A 20,430-nucleotide genomic window follows, 5' to 3' on the forward strand; every position below is an offset into this window, starting at 1 on the left:
CGGATAAAAAAGGCCTTTACCGCAGTAAAGGCCTAAACCACACAGGGAGGGATTAGAAACGGTAGCTGACGCTAAAGTCGATCGTGCGCGGCATAATATAGCGGCCATTCGGCGAAGCCGGATTCCGCGGATCCCCTTCGGTAATACCTGCTTTATCAGTCAGGTTGGCCACTGCCAGTTGCGCCGTCAGGTTGTCAGTGACCTCCAGCTGCAACCCAAGATCGAGCTTGGTATAGCCTGCAAGGGTGACGGTATTGCCATTATCACCATAGCGATCTGAGACACTGGATACAGTACCGTACAGGGTGGCGAACATATCCGCTACCTCGAAGCCGTAGCTTGGCGTTAGCCGCAGCTGCCATTTCGGCTGGCGGATCGCCTGATTGCCGACCACCAGCGGATCCGGGTGATTGGTAATTTCCGTATCCTGAATAGTCGCATTCAGGTTCAGCATAAAGCCATTGTCGGCAATATAGTTGGCATCAATCTCAATACCTAATGCCTCAGTGGTAAGCACTTCGGCCGGCGCGCCGGGCCGGGTAACAAACAATTCACCCTCGACTTCGTTGTAAAAGCCGGTTAGGTACAGGCTATGATTACGCTCGGCCCATTTGTAACCCAGTTCGTACTGAGTCACTTCTTTAATTAACTTGTCACCGGCGGTAAAGGCATCAAAATTATCACGAAAATCGTCAAAATGCGGCATCTTGTTGCCCTGATTGACGCGGGCAAACACCCCCATATTCGGCTGCCACATATAGTTAGCACCCACAGTCCAGGCGGTTTTGCTTTCATCGTAATCAACGGCTTTGCTGACCCGACCGGTTAACCCCTCGTCCACGGTATAGGCAACCTGATGATTTTCACGGCGTGCGCCGGCATCCAGGCGTAACTGTTCGGTCAGTTGATATTCCACTGCAGCATACAGGGCGCGTGTGGTGCCATCACCGGTGGCATCAATATCATAGTTCCAGCTACAACTGTCCTGCAGGTCATTACACGCCAGACCACTTAAGCGCTCACCACCTTTTTGCAGCACATGCCAGGCCTGATTTCCGATAGACCACCAGTCTTTTACCGAGTAGCGGGTTTGGTATAAGCCAAGAGTATAGACGGCGTTGTCGGTGCGTTGGCTTAGTGCCAGGTCATTAGTAAAGGCATTGATATCTTTTAATACTACCCAGCGGCCAATTTGCTGCACAAAGGTGTCATCGCTATAGCTGTTACCGGTGGCGGCGCCGGTCACCACCTCATTGGCGCCCCGGATATCACCCAGCCGCACGGCACCACCTTCCGGTACCAGACCAAAGGTGTTGGCCTGACCATCAATATGGCTAAACCGATAGACGAGGCGCCAGCTGTCGGTCAGATCCAGATCGACACTGCCGCCACTGATACCGCCGTTCCAACCGCGGCCATCGCCAAAGTCAAAGCTGGCGGTTTCGCCGCTGGCGCCATAAGCGATAGTGGCCTGGCGGTTTAACGGGCCAATTTGGGTAAAGGTATTATCGATGCCATCGATATTGAGCGGTACCGGTAAATGCCAGACCCCATGGTCGTCAGTTTGGCGGGTATAGAAATTAATGCTGCCGTTATCCAGTTCTTTGGTCAGGTTAATCGTAAACTGATGGCCTTTCTCCGAGGTAAAACCGGTTTCGCGTGGTCCTTCCGACTGATTAATATAGCCACCGGCCATAAAGTACAGCCGATCAGCCAGTTTACCGCTTAATACCGCGTCAATGCGTTGTTGACCGTAATCGCTGGTACTGTATTTCACTAAACCTTCGGTTTGGTCACTGCCTTCTTTTAACACAAAGTTGGTGGTCAGGCCGGGCTGGCCGTGGCTGATCACCGGGTTGGCGCCGCCGCGTAAGGCTTCCATAAAGTGGATGGTTTCATCGAGGCGGAAAATCGACGAGTTTTCCAGAAACGACAGCGTCGAAGGCGGATAAATTACAGCGCCATTCAGTTGAATACTGAGGAAGGGGGCATCACCGGTGCTGGGGAAGCCCCGGACGAAGACGTTAGCGCCCGCCACGCCGCCAGAGCTTTCAGACCAGACGCCCGGCACCACGGTAAATAACTCGGCAGTGCTTTTGGGGGCCAGTTTGGTAATGTTTTCTGCGGACACACTGGTAATGGCATAGCTTTGATCAACCCGTAAGCCCGACATGCCGCTGGCCTTACCGGTGACAACAATCTGCTCAATCTGGCTGTTTTCAGTGGTGTTTTCTGTCTGTTCAGTGCTGTTAGTCTGGGCCGCAGCCGGCAGACTAAAGGCTAAAATGATGGCACTGGTGATCTTATTAAGCGGTAACCTCATGCGATGTCTCCAAGTCTATCCTGTTGATAAGTTGCCGGCGGTTTTTTGAACATTATTTGCCGTACGCGCTAACATTAGGACAGTTTGCAATCGATTGCAATAGGACTTTTGTGCTTTTTGCATACGATTGCAGAAAATTTTTCGCCGAATTTTTCTTCTCAGCTGTCTGCCGGGGTCGCGAGCATTGCAGCCAGAGATCTGATCGGGCATTATGCGGTGAGTACGGCTAACAAAACGAACAGGTATGTTGTGGTAAAAGAGTGTGCAAAAGTGCTGACGCTGGCGGATATTGCCAGGTTAGCTGGTGTTTCAGAGTCAACAGCGTCGCGGGCGTTACGGGATAACCCGGTGATCAATGCCGCTACCCGGGAAAAGGTGCAGCAAATTGCCGCTGCCCATCAGTTTAAAGTGAATGCTACCGCCCGCAGCCTGCGCACGCAAAAAAGCCATACCATAGCGGTGATTATCCTGTTTGATGCCAAAACCCAGCAAAGCATTACCGACCCATTTTTGCTGGATATTCTGGGCGTGATTGCCGATGAGTTAACCCGTCAGGGTTACGATATGTTGCTTAGCACCAGCAAGACCACCGACAAAGACTGGCGCAGTTACTACTTTGATTCAAAACGGGCTGATGGCCTGATTGTGATTGGACAGGGCGAGCACGATGAACGGGTGCAACAGCTGGCAGAAGCGGGTGTACCCTTTGTGGTGTGGGGCGCGGCGAACGGTGATGAGACCTTTCCGGTAATTGGCAGCGATAACCGTCAGGGGGCGCGGCTGGCAGTTGAGCACTTGCTGCATCAGGGCTGTCAGCGGGTGGCCTTTCTCGGCGATATCCGGCATACCGAGATTGAAATGCGGTATCTCGGTTATCAGGATGCATTGGCGCAAGCCGGCTTGCCGGTCGAGCCGGCCTTACAGCTGAACACCGACTTTACTGCTCAGGATGCCTATCTGAAAACCCAGCAAGTGCTGTTTCAGCAATTGCCAACACTGGATGCGATCTTCGCCGCCAGTGATGCGATTGCCATGGGTGCGATGAAGGCGCTGCTGGAGCACGGCGTGCAGGTGCCGCAACAGCTGGCGCTGGTTGGTTTTGACGATATAGCGATGTCTGCCTACTGCACTCCTTCGTTAAGTACTGTGAAGCAAGATACCCAGGCCGGCGGTAAGTTACTGGTCAGCGCCTTATTGCAGCGTATTCAGGGCGCGGCGGTGCCGTCAGCTCAGCTGCCGGTGCGCTTGTTGTGTCGGCAGTCGAGTTTACGGCAGTTATAATCCGCGCTTACAGTGTCAGCAGTAGCTCAGCGTCCAATGCCTGCAGTGTTGGGAAAACCATTAGCGCTTCGCGTAGCTGCTCTGGCTGGCCGATACCGATAGCGCGCATCCCGGCACGGTTAATCGCCGTCACGCCAGCGGCGGCATCTTCAACCCCGAGGCAATGCTCCGGTGCAATCTGCAGCAGCGCCGCTGCCTGCAAAAAGATCTCCGGATCCGGTTTGCTATGTTTAACTGTGGCGGCATCGGCAATGGCATCAAATTCCCCGGCAATGCCCAGCCGCTGCAACACAAAGGCTGCATTTTTACTGGCCGAAGCCAGGCCCAGTTTAATACCGCTTTGTTTCAGCCGGGCGAACAACTCGCGCACCCCCGGAAATAAATCCGCTGCCGTCATGCCGGCAATTAGCTGCAGATAATGTGCATTTTTACGTGCCATTAAACGTTCTTCTTCGGCCGCAGGCAGTGTCAGGCCGCCTTTTTGTAAGATCAGTCGCAGTGAGCCCAGCCGGTCCACACCTTTCAGGTGCTCGTTATCCTGCTCGGTAAAGGCTATTCCCAGAGAGTGCGCCAGTGCCTGCCAGGCCTGAAAATGATAGTGGGCGGTGTCGGTCAGCACGCCATCTAAATCAAAAATAACCGCCTGAATCATAAGTGAGCTCCCGTTGTCAGCGTAACAGGTTTACCATGGAGATAAAGCGTCAGCGGCTCGCCTCTTAATAGCTCGCACCGGGCTTCTGTGGCCGTGACGGTAATGCGCAGTAAGCGCTGCTGATACTGCAAATGAAAGCGCAATTGCCCCAGTTGCGGTGGCAGCTTGGGCGCCAGATACAGGCCGTCAGCTCTTACCCGCACGCCGGCAAAACCCTGCACCAGGCTTAACCAGCTGCCGGCCATACAGGCGATATGTACACCCACTTCGGTATTGCCATGGTGGTTATCCAAATCCATCCGTGCTGAGTCGCCAAAGAAGTGCTGCGCCCGGGTAATATCGCCGGTTTCCGCAAAGGCGATACTGTGAATACAGGCCGACAAACTGGAGTCATGCGTCGTCAGAGGCTCGTAGTACGCCAGATCACGGGCTTTCTGTGCCGGGCTGATCTGATCATCCAGCAGCACATTCGCCAGCACGGTATCGGCTTGTTTCAGTACCTGATGCCGGTAAATCACCAGCGGATGGAAGTGCAGCAACAGCGGGTACTTTTCCGCCGGCGTGTTGGCAAAATCCCAGCGCTGCTTTTGCAAAAAGCTATCATCCTGCGCATGGATTTGCAGCTCACTGTCGTAGGGCAGGTACATCTGACTGGCGGCTTGTTGCCACTTGGCCAGTTCTTCGCTACTCACGCCCAGGCGGTTTGCCCAGGTGGGTTCTGCCGTCAGCAATTCACAGCAGAAGCTCAGCTGCAGCTTTACCATGGCATTGGTGTAGTAGTTGTTGTTAACGATAGCGGTGTATTCATCCGGGCCGGTAACCTGATGGATCTCAAAGCGACCGCCGGCACGCGGATTAAAAAAGCCCAGCTCCAGCCACAGCCGGCTGGTTTCCACCAGCATTTCCATCCCCATACTGGCCATAAAATCGCGATCGCCACTGGCCAGGTAATAGCTACGGATCGCATAGGCGATGGCAGCATTAATATGGTATTGCGCGGTACCTGCCGGAAAGTAAGCGGAGCACTCCTCGCCACCTATGGTGCGCCACGGATAGAGCGCGCCACGTTGATGTGACATCTGCCGTGCCCGCGCTCTGGCGGCCGGTAGCTGGCTATAGCGATGCGCCAGTAACTGTCTGGCCAGCCCGGGTTGCAGCAGGCTCATCACCGGGATCACATAGACCTCGGTGTCCCAGAAATAGTGACCATCATAACCCGGCCCGGTCAGGCCCTTGGCCGCGATATTACTCTGGCCGTTACGGCCGGCAGATTGCGCCAGGCTAAACAGGTTAAAGCGGATCCCTTGTTGCAGCGCCAGATCGCCGGCAATTTCCAGATCCGCGCCCTGCCAGAACTGTTGCCACCATTGCTGCTGTTCGGTCAGTAAGGTGTTAAAGCCGGCAGTGGCGGCATCCTGTAACGTCTGCTGTGCCTGCTGGCATAACTGTGCGGTATCGGCACCGGCTGCGGCGTGTTGGTAGACCACCAGCTTGTGTACGCTCAGCGGCTTACCTTGCTCCAGGTGTAGCTGATATTCCTGCTGTAAGTAGTTATCTGCGGTTATCGCTGGCGGCAGAGATGGTGTTGCCGCCGGTAATTGGTCCTGCCAGCAGGCGACTACCCAACTGTCACTGCCTTTGGCCTGATGCAACATCTGGCCCCCCTGAGGTAATAACGCTTGTTGCCGCAGGCTCAGGCTATCAGCAATCGACATCACGCCAACGCGCGGATCGTCGGCTTTATGATAACCGGCGTAAGCCGCATCCAGGGCACTACTCAGTGTTACCGGGCCGCTAAAATTCAGGGCAGTCAGGGTCAGTTCGATAACCAGTAGCTGTGGTCTTTGCTGGGAAATAAAACGCCGGCTCTGCAGCTGCAGTTGTTTACCGCTCTGGCTTTGCCAGATCCAGTTGCGATGCAGTACGCCGCTTTGCATGTCCAGTTGCCGCTGATGAGATAGCGCCCCCCCGATGTTGACGCTTTGCTGGTCCACACTTACGCACAGTACCTTACCATTAGCTACCTGCAGCATCTTATGATTGTGTTTGGCGAAGGCATAGGCGCTTTCGCCATAGACAATAGGCTCACTGCTGTAGACGCCATTCAGGTAGGTGCCCTCACAGTGCGGCACGCCGGCCGGTGCGCCTTCTTCAAAACTGCCGCGGGTACCCAGATAACCATTGCCCAGACTAAGCAGGGTTTCTTTAAGCATATAGTCCGCAGGCCGGTAGTCGTTATCCGGCAGTTGCCAGGCGGCCAGGGCCAATACAGTTTCGGATGGGGGTTGCGCTTGGGTTGTCATCACATCACCTGTTTGTTTGCACGCGTCTTACCGTTTCGGGCACTATACAATGAAGATTTATTTAATTGCAATCGATTGCAAAGATAAACTTAAGCGGTGTATAGTGCAAGCGCAATGCTTAAAAAAACCGCAGTACAGACAGGGCTGCGCACAGCGTTTATAACGATAAGAGCAAATAACTATGGCCATATTCCGGATCAAACTCAGTTTAATCCTGACCTATTTTGTGTTCGCTATCCTGCTGAACAGTGTTGGTACTGTGATCCTGCAGGTGATTCACAGCTACCAAATCAGCAAAGAAGCCGCCAGTGTGCTGGAGGGCTTTAAAGATATCCCGATAGCAGTAGTGTCTTTTCTGATCGCGGCCTGGTTACCCCGGCTCGGCTATAAAAATGCGATGCTGATAGGCGTGGCGCTGTTATTCGCCGGTTGTCTGGCAATGCCGCTACTGCCATCCTTTCTGACTACTAAGCTGTTGTTTTTATTGGTAGGCGCCGGCTTTGCGCTGGTAAAGGTTTCGGTTTATGCCAGCATAGGTGTGGTGACCAGCAATCAGGCACAGCATGCGTCTTTGCTCAATACCATAGAGGGCTGCTTTATGCTGGGCGTGCTTAGCGGCTACTGGATCTTTGCTTATTTTATGGATCCGCTGCAGCCCGCGTCTGCCGGTTGGTTAGAGGTGTACTGGTGGCTGGCGGCGTTAGCGGCAATTAATCTGCTATTGCTGTTAAGTACTCCGTTTCCACGTCTGGTATTGCCGTCGGTAACGCATGCCGCAGAAGATTTTTTCGACATGCTGAGGCTGGTTTACCGGCCGCTGGTGTTTGTGTTTGTGATGTCGGCATTTTTGTATGTGTTGATGGAGCAGGGGATCGGCAGCTGGTTGCCGACTTTTAATAATCAGGTACTGGGCTTGCCGAATCAGTTGAGTGTGCAGCTAACCAGCATCTTTGCCGCCAGTCTGGCGCTGGGGCGTCTGCTGGCCGGTCAGTTACTGAAAACGCTGAACTGGTATGGTTTGTTAAATGGCTGCCTGATAGGCATGGCAGTACTGATTTTACTGACGCTGCCGCTGACCAAAAATGTGGTATTGGCAGCGGAACTCAATTTGCTGAACGCGCCGCTGGCAGCCTATCTGTTTCCGCTGATTGGGTTATTTATGGCGCCGGTGTATCCGGTGATTAACTCGGTTATTCTCAGTGCCTTACCGCAAACCAAACATGCCGCCATGACCGGCCTTATCGTGGTGTTTTCGGCATTGGGCGGCACTACCGGCTCCATTATCACCGGCTTTACTTTCGCCCGCTTTAGCGGTCAGACTGCTTTTTATCTGACCTTGCTACCGTTATCGTTGCTGGCACTGAGTCTGTACTGGTTAAGGCGGCTACGTCAGCACACACCCGTCAGCTAGTGTTGTGATACCGGTGATAGGGGCGGGATAATCAGGGCGTCATTTAAAGCATGACGCCCTTGTTTGTTACTATACAGCGGTATCAAAAGCCGCCGTTAAAGCTCGGATGCAGATTGTTCTGGTTGTGATTGCTGCCACTTTCCCAGTCCTGCCCACTACCACCGGTGGGGCCTTTGCGGGTTTTCCACTCGAAGTTACCTTGCGCCGGAATAGTGACTTCCCAGACGTTGCCACTGGTCCAGGTACCCTCAATGCCGCCACCCCAGTTGGTCAGATCCGGGCTGCTGCCGGTGAAAAATAACGAGAAACCATAACCAACATCTTTGGTCATCCGCAACGTAATAGTGCCTGGTTGATTGGCCGCTGGCGCCTGAGGCACCCAAACCGACCAGCCATTCCCTTCACTGATATTAACCGGGAAATTGGCAAAGCCCTGTGCATTAGTGGTGATGGTGCCGCTGATATTGCCGGTGTAATCGTAAAAGGTGGTGTTGGGTTGACGGCTGTTGATCCAAAACGATTGTTGCACACCCCAGTTACGACCCGATATCAGCATGACTAAACCGGTGCCAGGCACATTGCTTAGCCCTTCACGTACATAAGCATACACGGCCTCGGTATTGCCAGAATATTCATGGCCAGGGCCATAGGCAAAGTAACGGCGGGCTTCAATCAGCTTATCCAGCGTCGGAGCCATTCCAAACTCATCGTAATCGCGGGCAAAGACAGTCGGCACACCATGTTCACGTAGCATGATGTAGGCGTAGGCCTGGTTCTTATAGCTGATCACCTGTGGCATACCATAAGGATTGCCGGCACGGCTGGTATCATGGTTATCGACAAAGGTTACCGCCCGGTCTCGGTGCCGGCTATTTACCAGGCCTCCCCACCAGCGCATATCTTTGCTACCACTACTTAAGGCCACAAAGTCTTCGCGTAGTTTAAAGTCAAAGGCACGTAAATGCGGCGTATTGACGGCGTCCAGATAGCCATTGATATCACTGACCCAGGCTTCTGCGACAAAGAATATATCGTCGCTGGTCGCCCACTGCACATGATTGATCCAATCGCGGGTAAAATCAGTGTCGACATGGGCAATCGCATCCATCCGAAAGCCACTAAAGCCCACATTGTTGATGATCCACTCACCCCAGGCTTTCATTTCCTGCTGCACTTCAAAGCGGTTGTAGTCAACATCTTCGCCCATCAGATAAGGAAAATGGAACGTATTGCCCCACCATTTGCCGGGATATAACTGGTTGTCCGAGCCATTAAAAGCCGTCCAGTTCCAGTCGAAGTCGTGCCACAGATAGCCCCAATTTTGCTGGGTATAGTGTGCCTGGCGACCTTGTAAGTGATACCCGGTCCAGGCCAGGCCAAAGCCGGGAATATTCTCTTGCACATCGGCGCCCATCCGGTGATTAAACACCACATCAAAATAGGCCTGTATTCCCAGTTGATCGAGGGCACTTAGTGCCTGCTGCAACTGTGCGCGGCTACCATAGCGGGTCGCGATGGTTCCTTTTTGGTTAAATTCTCCCAGATCCCAGAAATCGTAAACATCGTAGCCAACGCTGTTGGTGCCATTCATGCCTTTAGCCGCAGGAGGCAACCAGATCGAGGTGATGCCGCGTTCTGCCAAGGGCGCGGCCATAGTGGGTAAATTGGCCCAGAGGCCCGGATAGGCGTCCCAGTAAAACGCCTGATACATGGTATTGTTTACCTGTTGCGGCGGGATCTGCGGTAACGGATTGGCCTGCAGGCTAAGGCAAAAGCTGAGTGCCGTTACGGCAATAATGCTGTGGCGCAAGCGCTGCCAAATGGAGGTTTTCGCTGTATTTTGCATGGTTTTACCTGAAAATAAAAAGTTTTATTTCCGGCCTGTCGTTGTACTACCCGGCTTCATGCCTTGCCGTCCCACGACTTTGTCCTTGTTGTAACTCCCCGCGCTTCCAAGCGCCACCAGCTGTACCTAACAGGCCTCACGATCTTTGCACTAAAAGTTTGCACAAAGCCCTACTGTTATGGCCAAGTTGGTGCAGGTGAACAAGATGAATACGTATGCAACGACTAATTAACGAAAAATTTGCTCTGTTTTAGGGAAACAGGGGGGCATACGGATCGCTTCCTTAGCTCTGCGCAGATCAAGGCAAATCGCAATCCGGTTAATGGCCGGGCGGCGTTCAGAGCGCCCGGCGTGTCGGACACTAGGCCCACATCACTGCGATGGCGGCCAGTACTATCAGCGCCAGGCCGCCGTGATCGGTTCTTTGCAGCTTTTCTTTAAAGAAAAAGGCGGAGATCAGCAGCATAAACAACACTTCGACCTGGCCCAGTGTTTTTACCAACGCGACTGATTCCAGGCTCATGGCGGTAAACCAGCCGATTGAGCCGATGCAACTACTGATACTGATCAACAGGGTCAGCCGCGGACGTCGCCACAGAGCAAGTAAGGTGCTGCGCTCCCGCCACAGCAGGTAGCTGAGTAAGATTAGGGTTTGCAGTAAAATCACGACCAACAGCACCCAGGCTGCACCGTGTGGGAAAGGTAGCCCCAGCGCCAAACTGGCTTGCCGCACCCAAAGCGAGGTTAGCGCAAAGCTTAAGCCACTGCTGATGCCAAGTAATAATACCGGCCACGATAGCTGTCGCCAGCTGGCGCCGCTTAGCAAGAATACGGCTACCGCACCCAGTAGTACCCCGACCCAACCCAGCAAACTTAACGATTCACTAAAAAAGGCGACTCCCAGTATCGCAGCCAGTATGGCTTCACTTTTCGCCAATCCGGCGCCAATGGCGTAGTTGCGCAACTTAAACAGTTTGACCATTAAGGCGGTGGCAATAATTTGCGCAACAGCGGCACCGACAATAAAAAAAACAAAGCGGTGGTTGAAGGTAGGCAAGGCCACGGGTTGCCATTGATAAAGACCCGCCAGATACAACGCTGCCAGTGGCGAAGCCCAGATAAAGCGAGCCAGCGTCACGCCAGCAACACTGACGTCTTTACTCAACTGTTTTTGAAAAGCATTGCGCCAGGCCTGCATAAAGGCTGCCAGCAAGGTAAAGGGGATCCAAAGCACTGCAATTACTCATAAGACGTCAAGATGGCTATGCTAACCGATGTTGCACTAACACAGAAGAGAGCGGTCTAACTTTGCATCAGCAACGTATCTGGTTGTAAGGGTCATTTGCCATAGCCACGCCAAAGGAGGCTGAAATGTTTATTCTGTTAACAGCCTTGTGCTGTACCGCAGTACTGTATGCGCTTTATCAGGCGCTGGGTAGCTTTTGGGCTGAGCGGCATGCCTACCAACATGCCCGCCGCCATGCTCATAAAACCCTGCATGATCAGGTATTGCGTCAGGCATTGCAGGAAGCGGATGCTGCCGGATTAGGCGGGGCCTTTCGTGCCTATGTCAGTGGCGTGATGGTAGTGACCGGCCAGGTCAGATTACAGGTTGGCCAGCTACTGTGGATCTTTGAGCAACTGGAGCAGGGTAAACGCTTTGACCCGGCGCAACCGGTACCCCGTTTTACCAAAGTCTGACGCTGCTGGGGACATGACCAGTCCAGCGTTTAAAGGCTCGCCGGAAGTTATGCTCGTCGGAATAACCTAATTCGCTGGCCAGTTGCCGGTTGGATAACCGGCTTTGCAACAGCAGTAAGTTGGCCAGATCACAACGTAAATCATCGGCCAGGGCGGCAAAATGGGTGTCTTGTTGTTGCAACAGGCGCTTCAGGCTACTGCTGCTTAGCCCCAGATAACTGGCAAGCTGCTCCAGACTGGCTTGTTGCGGCAGTGCCCGATACAGCTGGCGCTGGATCAGCTCCAATAAACCACGTTGCGGTGGCAAACGGCTGTTTAACTGATAGCAGGCGCGGCTCAGATCCCGGAATCCGGCAGCCTGGCGCGTAATAAAAGGCTGATACCAGAGACTAAGCGGAATATGCAGCGCATCCAGCGGCTGACTAAAGCGCGCCGGGCAGGGCCAGTGACTATTAAAATGCGCCAAATGCGCAGGCGCGGTTTGCTTTAACTGAATATTCAATTCGTCGGCGCGCTGCGTGCCCAGCTGCACCAAACGGACTAAGAATGCCATCGCCAGTTTGATAATAAAGGCTTGCTGTGCGCCCAATTGCACTGCGGGCTTGAGCACTATACTCAGGTGGCTGTCGGTTTTGCGCAGCAACACAAAGATCCCCGGCAACAATTGGTGCCGGAAATAATAAAGCTGGCGCAGGCTGGTCGCCAGGTTTGCCGCCAGCGGCAAGCTTTGACAGAGCGAGCTGTGCTTATTGTGTAACAGGCTATCGGCCAGAATAAAGGGCAGTTCCGGGCTGGCTAGCTGCTGGCTGCGTGCAACTAGCGTTAGCCAGTCGCGATGATGGCAGCGGCTCTCGGCCAGGCTTAAATCCTGCTCAAATATCTGGGTGCCGTGTAACAGTTTGTGCAGGTTGGCACCACGGCGCTGCGCTAATTGCAGCAGATCGGTAACACCATGCCGCAGTAGCAGGTTTTTGTCGCTGAGGTTAAAGGCGCCCGGCAGCAAGGTATTAGTCCGGCTGTAGCTGATAAGCCTGGCTTTTACGCTTTACCGCCAGTAGCTGTTGTTCGGCGCGGGCCAGCACAGTCGCCGCTTCCGCATGATTGACCTGCTGGCTGGTGATGGATAAGCTTAACTGCTGCTCGCTGCTGTCAAGCAAGGTCAGTTGTTGCTGCAGGTGCTGCGCCATAATATCGGCCTCGCGCTGGCGGGTATTGACCAGTAGCACAACAAAGCGATCACCGGCATAGCGGCACAGCACGTCAGAGCTGCGTAATTGGCTACTGAGTAATTCAGCCAGCTGCACCAGGTACTGATCGCCGGCGGCCATGCCGTGCTGGCGGTTAAAGGCGCTAAATTGATCAATCCCCAGCATCAGCAAACTGAGTGGCTGCTGTTGTTCGCGGTGCAGTTCAATTTCGCGCTTTAGCACCGCATACAGGTAATCCAGACCATACAGCTGAGTCAGAGGATCCAGCAAGCGGTGGTCACGCAAAAACAGCTCCCGCCCTTGCAGTTGCCGGTTAATTATTCGCTGTTCGCGATGCCAGCCCACTAAACCATAGGTTAGCGCCAGCATGCCAAGAGGCGCAGGTAGTGACTCCAGCCAGCTCATAGTACGCAAATGTGCCGGGTAGCGTAAAAATTCATCCAGTAAATCAAGGGTAAAGGAACAGACCAGCAGCAGGCTGCCATAGTACAGCCACTCGGTAATATGGCCGGCGGGTCTGCTGGTAACAATCAGGGTCAGCCAGCACAAGGCCACCAGTAACACGATGCCTTCGCCCAGAATATCCAGCCAGTCGATACTGGCCCAGGGTTTTACTTCGCCCAGCTGAAAAGCCAGAACAAGGGCTGCCTGCAGCAGTAGCAAAGTAAGCGCAATTTTATACCGGTGTTGTCGCCACATAGAGAGATCCGCTATTTCAGGTACAGCCGCAGCTGCCCGCTTGATAACGGGTATTTTGTGGCAAGCAGATGACACTGCCATGACAGTAAAGAGACGGCACTATTTTAGTCTGAGCTAAAATGACCCGGGTCAGGGGAGCTCAATCTAGCGGCAATTTGTCGTTTTTTTGTCATATCCGCTTAGCACACTTGAGCGCTGAATTTGTTGCCTCAGGAAAAACACTAAGATGAAAGCTTTACTTCAACCTGGATTTAACCCGCGCTTTAAACGCAGTTCCCTGATGCTGGCTATTGCGGCGGCTGGCATCTTCAGCGGCGCCGTGCAGGCGCAGGGCGCCGATGTACCGCTAACGGTTTCCGTTGTGCAACTGGATAGCCCGGCTATTCGCGGTCAGCTCAGTGATGATCGTAACGTGCTGCTGCAAGGGGCTATTATCCGCCTGGTCGGCACCAACCGCGAAACTACCACTGATCGGCAGGGCCGCTTCCGCTTTGATAACTTAGCCGCCGGTACCTATCAGTTGGAGGTGAGTTATCTTGGTTATGCGGTAAAACAGGTAGATGTGTTGGTGACAGCGGAGCAGGGCGCTGCCCTGACGTTACGTTTCGCCAACAACCAGGTTGAAGTATTAAATATTGTTGGTAGCCGTGATGCACAGTCACGGGCGCTGAATATCCAGCGCGCCTCCGATAACCTGAAATCGGTGGTGTCGTCAGACTATCTGGGCCGCTTCCCGGATGATAACGTGGCCGAAGCGATGCAGCGCTTAGTTGGCGCCTCCATTCAGCGTGACCAGGGCGAAGGTAAGTATGTTAACGTGCGCGGTGCGCCGCTGGAATTTGCCAACGTCTCAATTGATGGCGTGCAGGTGCCTTCGCCGGATAGCAGCACTCGGGCCGTTGATTTGGACACCATACCGTCAGACATTATCTCCTTGTTAGAGCTGACCAAGGCCATTACCCCGGATATGGACGCCGATGCCATCGCCGGTAATATCAATATCGTGACCCAGGGTGCTTTGGATAGCAAAGGCCGTATTTTACGCGGCAAGGTATCCGGTGGCCGTAATGAAAAAGGCAATGGCGATGCCTATAAACTGAACCTGACCTATGGCGATAAGTTTAACGGTAACGAAAAGGCCGGTTTTTTATTCTCCGGTCAGCATAGCGAAACCAACCGGGTCACTGATAACGTTGAGCATACCTGGATGCAGCTGGATAGCGGCGCCTATGTGCCTCAGGTTACTGAATTTAAAGATTACGAATTAAAACGCATCCGCTCTGGCTTAAGTGGTCGCTTTGATTTGCGGGTAGATGATAATAAGCACTTTTACTTAAGCCATAATTACTCACGGTTTGAAGATAATGAATTCCGCGATACCTTGACTATCGAGTGGGAACGTCATACCGCTGGCTCAAACCAGCAGCAAGGTGTGGCCGGACGCGCCACCTTTGATAAAGAGTTACGGCACCGTACCTTTGTTAACCGGATCAATACCTCGGTAGTGGGCGGTCGTATCGATATGGATACCTTTAGTACTGATTTTCAGGTCTCACACTCTTCTGCCAAGCAAAGCTATCCAAACCGTGATTACTTAATTTACCGCGAGCGCAGCCGGCCGCGGGTCGCTTATGATTTTAGCAACCCCGACTTACCGACCTTTCAGGTATTAAATAGTGCCGGTGAGGTGGTGCGCACCGACTTTAACTTTGCGCCTGCTGATATGAACTGGCGTCGTTATGAGCGTCGTACCGGTGGTGCCGAAGAAACTGAGCAGGCTGCCGCACTGAATTTTACCCTACCAGGACAGTGGCGCAGTGCTTATTCGGAGCTGAAGTTTGGCGCTAAAGCGCGGCTAAAAGAAAAAGAGAATGACGAAAACCGCTTCCGTAACTCGGTAGGCCGTAATGCGCCTACCTTCGCCGAGGCGATTATCGATAAGCAATCGCGGCCTTTCGATGGTTTTTATAATAATGGCCCGAAACTACGCCGTGATTTTGTGTCGATTTATCGTGATATCTTTGAAAATGCCGACTTCCTGGATCGCGGTGCTGCGTCGGTTACCGGCGATTACAAAGCGAAAGAAGATATCTATGCGGCCTATGCCCAGAATAAACTGGATTGGGACAATACCACTGTGCTGTTTGGCGCCAGGGTGGAGCAAACCAAAAATAGCGGTGATGCCTTCGAGTACGATTTGGATACCGACACCGCGACGTTGCAACAAGCCAGTAAGAGCTACACCAAGTTCTTCCCCAGTGCCCATTTACGGCACGAGCTGGACAGCGGCCTGATTATTAAGGCGGCCTATAGCACCGGTATTCGCCGGCCGAACTTTGCCGATTTAGTGCCCTACTTTATTATTGAAGATCGCGAATCGGGTCGTGGTACTGTCGATATCGGCAATATTGAGTTAAAGCCAACCTATGCACATAACCTGGATCTGACCGGTGAGTACTATATGCCACCAGTAGGGATGATTTCTGCCGGGGTGTTCTACAAGAAGTTATCAGATCCTATTTTTAAAGCGCGTAGCCAGTTCGTCGGTGGCGACTTTGACGGCTTTAATATGGTGCGGCCAGAAAATGGTGACAGCGGTTACCTCTATGGTCTGGAACTGAACTGGCAGCAAACGCTGGACTTCCTGCCAGGTGCCTTAAGTGGCCTGGGCTTTATTGCCAACTATACCCATACCAAGTCGCAAGCGGATCTGCCGTTTGGGATTGGTAAAACCGAGTTAAATGGTACCAGCCGCCATACGGTAAATCTGGCCTTGCAATACGATATTGAAAAGTTTAGTAGCCAGTTAGCCTATAACTACCGCTCTGAATATATCGACGCCTTTGATACCGCTAATCCGGATCTGAACCTGTACTGGGATGGCCGTGGCACCCTGGACTTTAGCGCCAGTTATAAGTTAACCAAGCAGCTGTCGCTGTTTGTCGAGGCCACTAACCTGACCGACAGCAAAGCCATCCGCTATCAGGGCGAGCGCGGCCGGGTGTATGAACATGAGCAATTTGGCCGCGCCTGGCAGCTGGGTGTCAGCGGCAAGTTCTAACCTTTTTGCTAATCGGCTGTTGCAGGTGTCGCCGTCTGGCGGCCCTGCTGTTCGGAGTTTCTATGAAGTTAACCCTATTCAGCTGCGCTATGCTGCTGGTCAGCACCTCGCTGCTGGCTACAACCGAAATGGGCGCGCAGGCCAAACACTATACGATGGTGCCGGAGCAGCTTAGCCGCTATCAGGCGAGCGTTTTTCCGGATCGGATTATCCTGATCCCAACAACACAACCGGCGCATAGCCAAACCGTAAATTGGCGCACCAACACCGGCTTACTGAAGCCAGAGGCGGAAATTGCACTGGCGCAAAGCGGTCCGGGCTTTGTTTGGCAAAGTAGCCGGGTGGCAGCGACTAGCCAGAGCATTCAAACCGAGAATGGTCTGGCGCTGCAACATAGTGTGACTTTTAGCGATCTTAAAGCAGATACCCAATATGTGTATCGGGTAAAAGGGGCCGGTACCTGGAGTGAATGGCTGCAATTTCGTACCGCAACAGCGGGCTTTGCACCCTTTTCCTTTATCTATTTTGGTGATGCGCAAAACCACAATAAGTCTCAGGTATCGCGGGTAATGCGCGAAGCGCTGTTAACCCGGCCAAGAGCCAAACTGATGCTGCATGCCGGCGATTTGGTCAGTAGCCGTGAGGGCAACCACGACAACGAGTGGGGCGAGTGGTTTGATGCTCTGGGCTGGGCTGGTGCCATGCTGAACCAGTTTATTACGCCGGGTAATCACGAATATGTTGAGGACGAGCAGGAGCAGCATCATCTGGTGCCGCAGTTCGCGGCCCAGTTTAACGGGCTGCGCAATGGTCCGGCACCGCTGCAGGAAACGGTGTATTACACCGACTATCAGGGCGTGCGCTTTATCTCGCTTAATTCAATGGCGGCGCTGCAGGACGAGGCCATGGCAAAGTTACAGGCACAGTGGTTAAAACAGGTGCTTGGCAACAACCCGGCGCGCTGGACAGTGGTCACTTACCATCATCCGATGTTCTCGGTATCCCAGGGCCGCGATAACCCGCTCCTGCGCCAGCACTGGCAGCCGGTACTGGATCAATTTTCGGTTGATCTGGTGCTGCAGGGCCATGACCATACCTATGGCCGCGTTAGTCAGCAGGCAAGCAATGGTCAGTTGAGCGGAGCGGTGTATATCGTTTCGGTGGCCGGCCCGAAAATGTATCTGAGTAGCGACACATCACGCCAGCACATGCAGCGCCTGGCGGAAGATACACAGCTGTTCCAACTGATTGATATCACCGAAAACGAGCTGAAATATCAGGCGTTAACCGTGACCGGTGAGCTGTACGATGGTTTTGTGATCCAGAAACAGGGCAAGCAGCGCACCTTAAAAGAAGCCGCTAACCTGCCGGCAACCCGGCTCTGTGGAACACCAACAGAGTTAAGAGTGCGGGCTAACCGCTGCTGGAACAGTACCGAATTTAATTTACCGGCACTGCCGTTTAATCTTTAAGTGATGAGAGTGCTATGCAAAAAACGCTTTTAACGTTAAGTCTGACCTGGCTATTAACAGCCTGCCAGCCCGTGCAGCAAGCGGCTACACCAACTGGTGAGCAAGCTACCACGACGCCGGTCGCGGAAAGGTTTTTACTGACCAGTAAAACGCCCTACCAGCCGCAGCAAGACTGGCATAGTTACAGTGCTGCGCCAGCGGGCTTTACTGCGGTAGGCCTGCAACATGTGGCGCGCCATGGCTCGCGCTTTTTATCCAGTAAAGGCGACGATATCTTAATGCTTGAGCTACTGGCGCTGGCCGCCGCTGAGCAGGGCTTAACTGCACGTGGTGAGCAGTTGGCAGAGCTGGTGCAGCGGCTGCATCAGGCGCATCAGCCAGATAAGTATGGTGAAATCTCTGCTTTAGGTGTGCAGGAGCAGCAACAAATGGCCCAGCGTTTACTGGCAAGGTTGCCGGGGTTATTTGAGCAGGCCATCGCGCAGCAGCTGCGGATCGAAGTGCTACATTCGGGCCGTGAGCGTGCCGACCAAAGTGGCGATGCCTTTGTAGCAGGATTAACGGCGGAGCTGCCGGCACTTGTACCCTTGCTTGATGCTGCCAGAGCGGATGAAGCTACGCTGTATTTTTACAAAGCCGAGGGCAGTGAAGATTTTGAGCGTTACCGCGAAAGCGATCCGCGGCTAATGCGGGTGATGAAACAACTGGAAGCTGACCCAGCGCGGCAAGATGCCGCCCTGGCGATGTTGTCCAGACTGTTTAGCCCGGCATTTCTTAGTCGCCTGCAGCAGGGTGAGATTGAGCTGACCCTGCCGGACGATGATGACGCTATTCGTAATCCGCTGGATGCGGCCAATGTACTGTTTAGCCTGTACAGCATTGCCAGTAATCTAACGCTGGAAGGTCCGTTTGATTTTGCTGATATCTTGCTGGACGAGCATCTGTTGCCGCTGGCTGAGCTGGATGATGCGGATTCTTTCTATGGCCGTGGCCCGGCGTTTGCCGGCGATGATATTACCTATCGCTTAGCCGGGCGTTTAGTTGCCGATATGCTGGATAAAGCCGAGCAGCCAAACGGCTACGTGGCCAGTATCCGTTTTACTCATGCCCAGGTGTTAATGCCACTGGCGGCCTTTCTTGGCATAGCCGGCGCCAGTGAGCCGCTACCGGAAAACGTGCTTTATCGCTACCAGAATAGCCCCTGGCGCAGTGGACGGGTCGCACCGATGTCTGCCAATGTACAGTGGGAAGTCTATCGCAATGCTGAGGGGCTAACCCTGATCCGGATGTTACATCACGAACAGGAAACCGCCTTTGCCGCACACTGCCAGCCTGTTGCCGGTAGCCGATATTTTTACAGCAGCAGCGAGCTGCGCCGCTGCTTACTGTTTTAACCCTTTTTCATGGAACTGCCACTGAGGTGTCACAAAAAGGTCATGGGGCAGGGGTAAGATAAGCAGAGTAGTGGTTACCTCTACTTCCTTCCTGGATGTTTACCCAAGTGGTTTTGGTTGGGGGCAAAAGCCCCCAACATTTTTGGGATCAAGCGAAATCCTGGCGGGAGCTAAAGCGTTCCGGCTGGCTACTCAGTTCCTGAATGATCTGCGTAATTTCTTCATCTTCCAGTAACACTTCCTGTAAATGCGATGCAATTTGCTGCGGGTCGCAGCCAGCTTCCTTCAATTTAAAGGCAAAGTTTTTATGTACTGTCAGTACGAATGGCGAGGTCATATGGCACCTGTTGGGTTAGCTTGGGAGTCATAATTTGGTCAAAAAATGCGCTAACGTCTAATGAAAAAATCCCGCACTTTGTGCAAAAATTAAACGGAAAAAGCATTGCATAAAATGCAGCTGGCGCAGTGCTGCGCTACGCCAATCTGGCTGCCTATGTTATTTCCAAGCCGTGAGGGCGCTCCGGTGCGGTATTTGGTCAGCGCTCGCCATTCCGGCAGCGACAACAAGGGTTAGTGACGATGTACGCTTGCCGGATAAGCGCCACGTTCCGGCATCACGCCCTTACCCATTCTGATCTGCAGCACCACCTCGACCTCATTACGCTTATCCAGGCCGATACCGGCTTCATATTGTGGTCGATGAACAGTACGGGTGCGACAGCCCAGCAATGAACAGTCGCGCACCGTATCCTGCTGATAGCTAACGCCAAGCTGGCTGCTGTTATCGCGTTGCCGCTCCCGCAGCGTTTCCTGCTCAACCACGAGGTACCAGTCGAACCCCTGCTCTGCAGTAAGTTCGGCAGCGCGCTGCATCGCATAAGCTTTGGCCCGCTCGCGATCTTCACCACGGCTTTTAAAGCTGACCCGGTAAAAATTATCGGCTATGCGCTGTTCGGCATAGCCGAAACCGCCGTTTAGTGCAGGCCGGTAATCCGGTTTGCTGCTACAGGCGGCGAGCAATAACACCGCCAGTAACAGCCCAGGTTTTGCTAAAGAGGACACTTTACTCATCATCACCT

At 53.4% G+C, this 20,430-nt stretch carries 15 protein-coding genes; 6 read left to right on the plus strand and 9 right to left on the minus strand.

The window, feature by feature from the left end:
* Positions 1 to 52: 52 nt before the first annotated feature.
* A complete protein-coding gene (locus AJE_RS10780) occupies positions 53 to 2,323 on the minus strand; it encodes a TonB-dependent receptor (protein WP_008950867.1) in 2,271 nt (756 codons plus the stop codon).
* Between the two features lie 249 nt (positions 2,324 to 2,572).
* Here AJE_RS10780 and AJE_RS10785 point away from each other — a divergent pair, with 249 nt between their 5' ends.
* Positions 2,573 to 3,604, plus strand: a complete 1,032-nt coding sequence (locus AJE_RS10785; protein WP_039928601.1) for a LacI family DNA-binding transcriptional regulator — start codon at positions 2,573 to 2,575, stop codon at positions 3,602 to 3,604.
* Between the two features lie 7 nt (positions 3,605 to 3,611).
* Here the strand turns inward: AJE_RS10785 and pgmB are convergent, their stop codons facing one another.
* Both pgmB and AJE_RS10795 read right to left on the minus strand, forming a co-directional pair.
* Positions 3,612 to 4,256 carry a beta-phosphoglucomutase gene (pgmB, locus tag AJE_RS10790; protein ID WP_008950869.1) on the minus strand — a complete coding sequence of 215 codons (645 nt, stop codon included), beginning with the start codon at positions 4,254 to 4,256 and terminating at the stop codon, positions 3,612 to 3,614.
* Entirely contained in the window at positions 4,253 to 6,559 is a 2,307-nt protein-coding gene (locus tag AJE_RS10795; protein ID WP_008950870.1) for a glycoside hydrolase family 65 protein, read from the minus strand. Before AJE_RS10795 ends, pgmB begins: the two co-directional genes overlap by 4 nt.
* A 181-nt stretch (positions 6,560 to 6,740) precedes the next feature.
* Between AJE_RS10795 and AJE_RS10800 the strand changes: the two genes are divergently transcribed.
* A complete protein-coding gene (locus AJE_RS10800) occupies positions 6,741 to 7,970 on the plus strand; it encodes an MFS transporter (protein ID WP_008950871.1) in 1,230 nt (409 codons plus the stop codon).
* 82 nt (positions 7,971 to 8,052) lie between these two features.
* Here AJE_RS10800 and AJE_RS10805 read toward each other — a convergent pair whose 3' ends face one another.
* Complete coding sequence (locus AJE_RS10805; RefSeq protein WP_008950872.1) at positions 8,053 to 9,816, minus strand: alpha-amylase domain-containing protein; 1,764 nt, start codon at positions 9,814 to 9,816, stop codon at positions 8,053 to 8,055.
* 361 nt (positions 9,817 to 10,177) lie between these two features.
* On the minus strand, positions 10,178 to 11,014 hold the full coding sequence (locus AJE_RS10810; RefSeq protein ID WP_237709350.1) for a DMT family transporter: 837 nt from the start codon (positions 11,012 to 11,014) through the stop codon (positions 10,178 to 10,180).
* 173 nt (positions 11,015 to 11,187) lie between these two features.
* On the opposite strand from AJE_RS10810, the gene AJE_RS10815 reads away from it, so the two are divergent.
* Positions 11,188 to 11,517 (plus strand): hypothetical protein, encoded by a 330-nt coding sequence (locus tag AJE_RS10815; protein ID WP_008950874.1) that lies wholly within the window; start codon positions 11,188 to 11,190, stop codon positions 11,515 to 11,517.
* On the opposite strand, the gene AJE_RS10820 is transcribed toward AJE_RS10815, so the two are convergent.
* Both AJE_RS10820 and AJE_RS10825 read right to left on the minus strand, forming a co-directional pair.
* On the minus strand, positions 11,504 to 12,520 hold the full coding sequence (locus AJE_RS10820; RefSeq protein WP_008950875.1) for an AraC family transcriptional regulator: 1,017 nt from the start codon (positions 12,518 to 12,520) through the stop codon (positions 11,504 to 11,506). The genes AJE_RS10815 and AJE_RS10820 overlap by 14 nt on opposite strands.
* 4 nt (positions 12,521 to 12,524) lie before the next feature.
* Positions 12,525 to 13,424 carry a GGDEF domain-containing protein gene (locus AJE_RS10825; protein WP_008950876.1) on the minus strand — a complete coding sequence of 300 codons (900 nt, stop codon included), beginning with the start codon at positions 13,422 to 13,424 and terminating at the stop codon, positions 12,525 to 12,527.
* A gap of 226 nt (positions 13,425 to 13,650) precedes the next feature.
* Here AJE_RS10825 and AJE_RS10830 point away from each other — a divergent pair, with 226 nt between their 5' ends.
* The 3 genes from AJE_RS10830 to AJE_RS10840 all read left to right on the plus strand — a co-directional run bounded on the left by AJE_RS10830 (position 13,651) and on the right by AJE_RS10840 (position 19,351).
* Positions 13,651 to 16,485 carry a TonB-dependent receptor gene (locus tag AJE_RS10830; RefSeq protein ID WP_008950877.1) on the plus strand — a complete coding sequence of 945 codons (2,835 nt, stop codon included), beginning with the start codon at positions 13,651 to 13,653 and terminating at the stop codon, positions 16,483 to 16,485.
* 62 nt (positions 16,486 to 16,547) lie between these two features.
* Positions 16,548 to 17,957, plus strand: coding sequence for a purple acid phosphatase family protein (locus AJE_RS10835; protein ID WP_008950878.1), 1,410 nt, complete (start codon positions 16,548 to 16,550; stop codon positions 17,955 to 17,957).
* 14 nt (positions 17,958 to 17,971) lie between these two features.
* Positions 17,972 to 19,351 (plus strand): histidine-type phosphatase, encoded by a 1,380-nt coding sequence (locus AJE_RS10840; RefSeq protein WP_008950879.1) that lies wholly within the window; start codon positions 17,972 to 17,974, stop codon positions 19,349 to 19,351.
* Positions 19,352 to 19,499: 148 nt separating this feature from the next.
* On the opposite strand, the gene AJE_RS10845 is transcribed toward AJE_RS10840, so the two are convergent.
* A complete protein-coding gene (locus tag AJE_RS10845) occupies positions 19,500 to 19,688 on the minus strand; it encodes a hypothetical protein (protein WP_008950880.1) in 189 nt (62 codons plus the stop codon).
* A gap of 233 nt (positions 19,689 to 19,921) precedes the next feature.
* Complete coding sequence (locus AJE_RS10850) at positions 19,922 to 20,425, minus strand: CC0125/CC1285 family lipoprotein (RefSeq protein ID WP_237709344.1); 504 nt, start codon at positions 20,423 to 20,425, stop codon at positions 19,922 to 19,924.
* Positions 20,426 to 20,430: the final 5 nt, after the last annotated feature.

It is taken from the genome of Alishewanella jeotgali KCTC 22429, from assembly GCF_000245735.1.
GTDB classification, from domain to species: domain Bacteria; phylum Pseudomonadota; class Gammaproteobacteria; order Enterobacterales; family Alteromonadaceae; genus Alishewanella; species Alishewanella jeotgali.

Excerpts from the sequence above, each read along its gene's own strand:
- AJE_RS10780 (WP_008950867.1), bottom strand. The coding sequence starts at position 2,323 with ATGAGGTTACCGCTTAATAAGATCACCAGTGCCATCATTTTAGCCTTT.
- pgmB (WP_008950869.1), bottom strand. The coding sequence starts at position 4,256 with ATGATTCAGGCGGTTATTTTTGATTTAGATGGCGTGCTGACCGACACC.
- AJE_RS10795 (WP_008950870.1), bottom strand. The coding sequence starts at position 6,559 with ATGACAACCCAAGCGCAACCCCCATCCGAAACTGTATTGGCCCTGGCC.
- AJE_RS10800 (WP_008950871.1), top strand. The coding sequence starts at position 6,741 with ATGGCCATATTCCGGATCAAACTCAGTTTAATCCTGACCTATTTTGTG.
- AJE_RS10805 (WP_008950872.1), bottom strand. The coding sequence starts at position 9,816 with ATGCAAAATACAGCGAAAACCTCCATTTGGCAGCGCTTGCGCCACAGC.
- AJE_RS10810 (WP_237709350.1), bottom strand. The coding sequence starts at position 11,014 with ATGCAGGCCTGGCGCAATGCTTTTCAAAAACAGTTGAGTAAAGACGTC.
- AJE_RS10815 (WP_008950874.1), top strand. The coding sequence starts at position 11,188 with ATGTTTATTCTGTTAACAGCCTTGTGCTGTACCGCAGTACTGTATGCG.
- AJE_RS10825 (WP_008950876.1), bottom strand. The coding sequence starts at position 13,424 with ATGTGGCGACAACACCGGTATAAAATTGCGCTTACTTTGCTACTGCTG.
- AJE_RS10830 (WP_008950877.1), top strand. The coding sequence starts at position 13,651 with ATGAAAGCTTTACTTCAACCTGGATTTAACCCGCGCTTTAAACGCAGT.
- AJE_RS10835 (WP_008950878.1), top strand. The coding sequence starts at position 16,548 with ATGAAGTTAACCCTATTCAGCTGCGCTATGCTGCTGGTCAGCACCTCG.
- AJE_RS10840 (WP_008950879.1), top strand. The coding sequence starts at position 17,972 with ATGCAAAAAACGCTTTTAACGTTAAGTCTGACCTGGCTATTAACAGCC.
- AJE_RS10845 (WP_008950880.1), bottom strand. The coding sequence starts at position 19,688 with ATGACCTCGCCATTCGTACTGACAGTACATAAAAACTTTGCCTTTAAA.
- AJE_RS10850 (WP_237709344.1), bottom strand. The coding sequence starts at position 20,425 with ATGATGAGTAAAGTGTCCTCTTTAGCAAAACCTGGGCTGTTACTGGCG.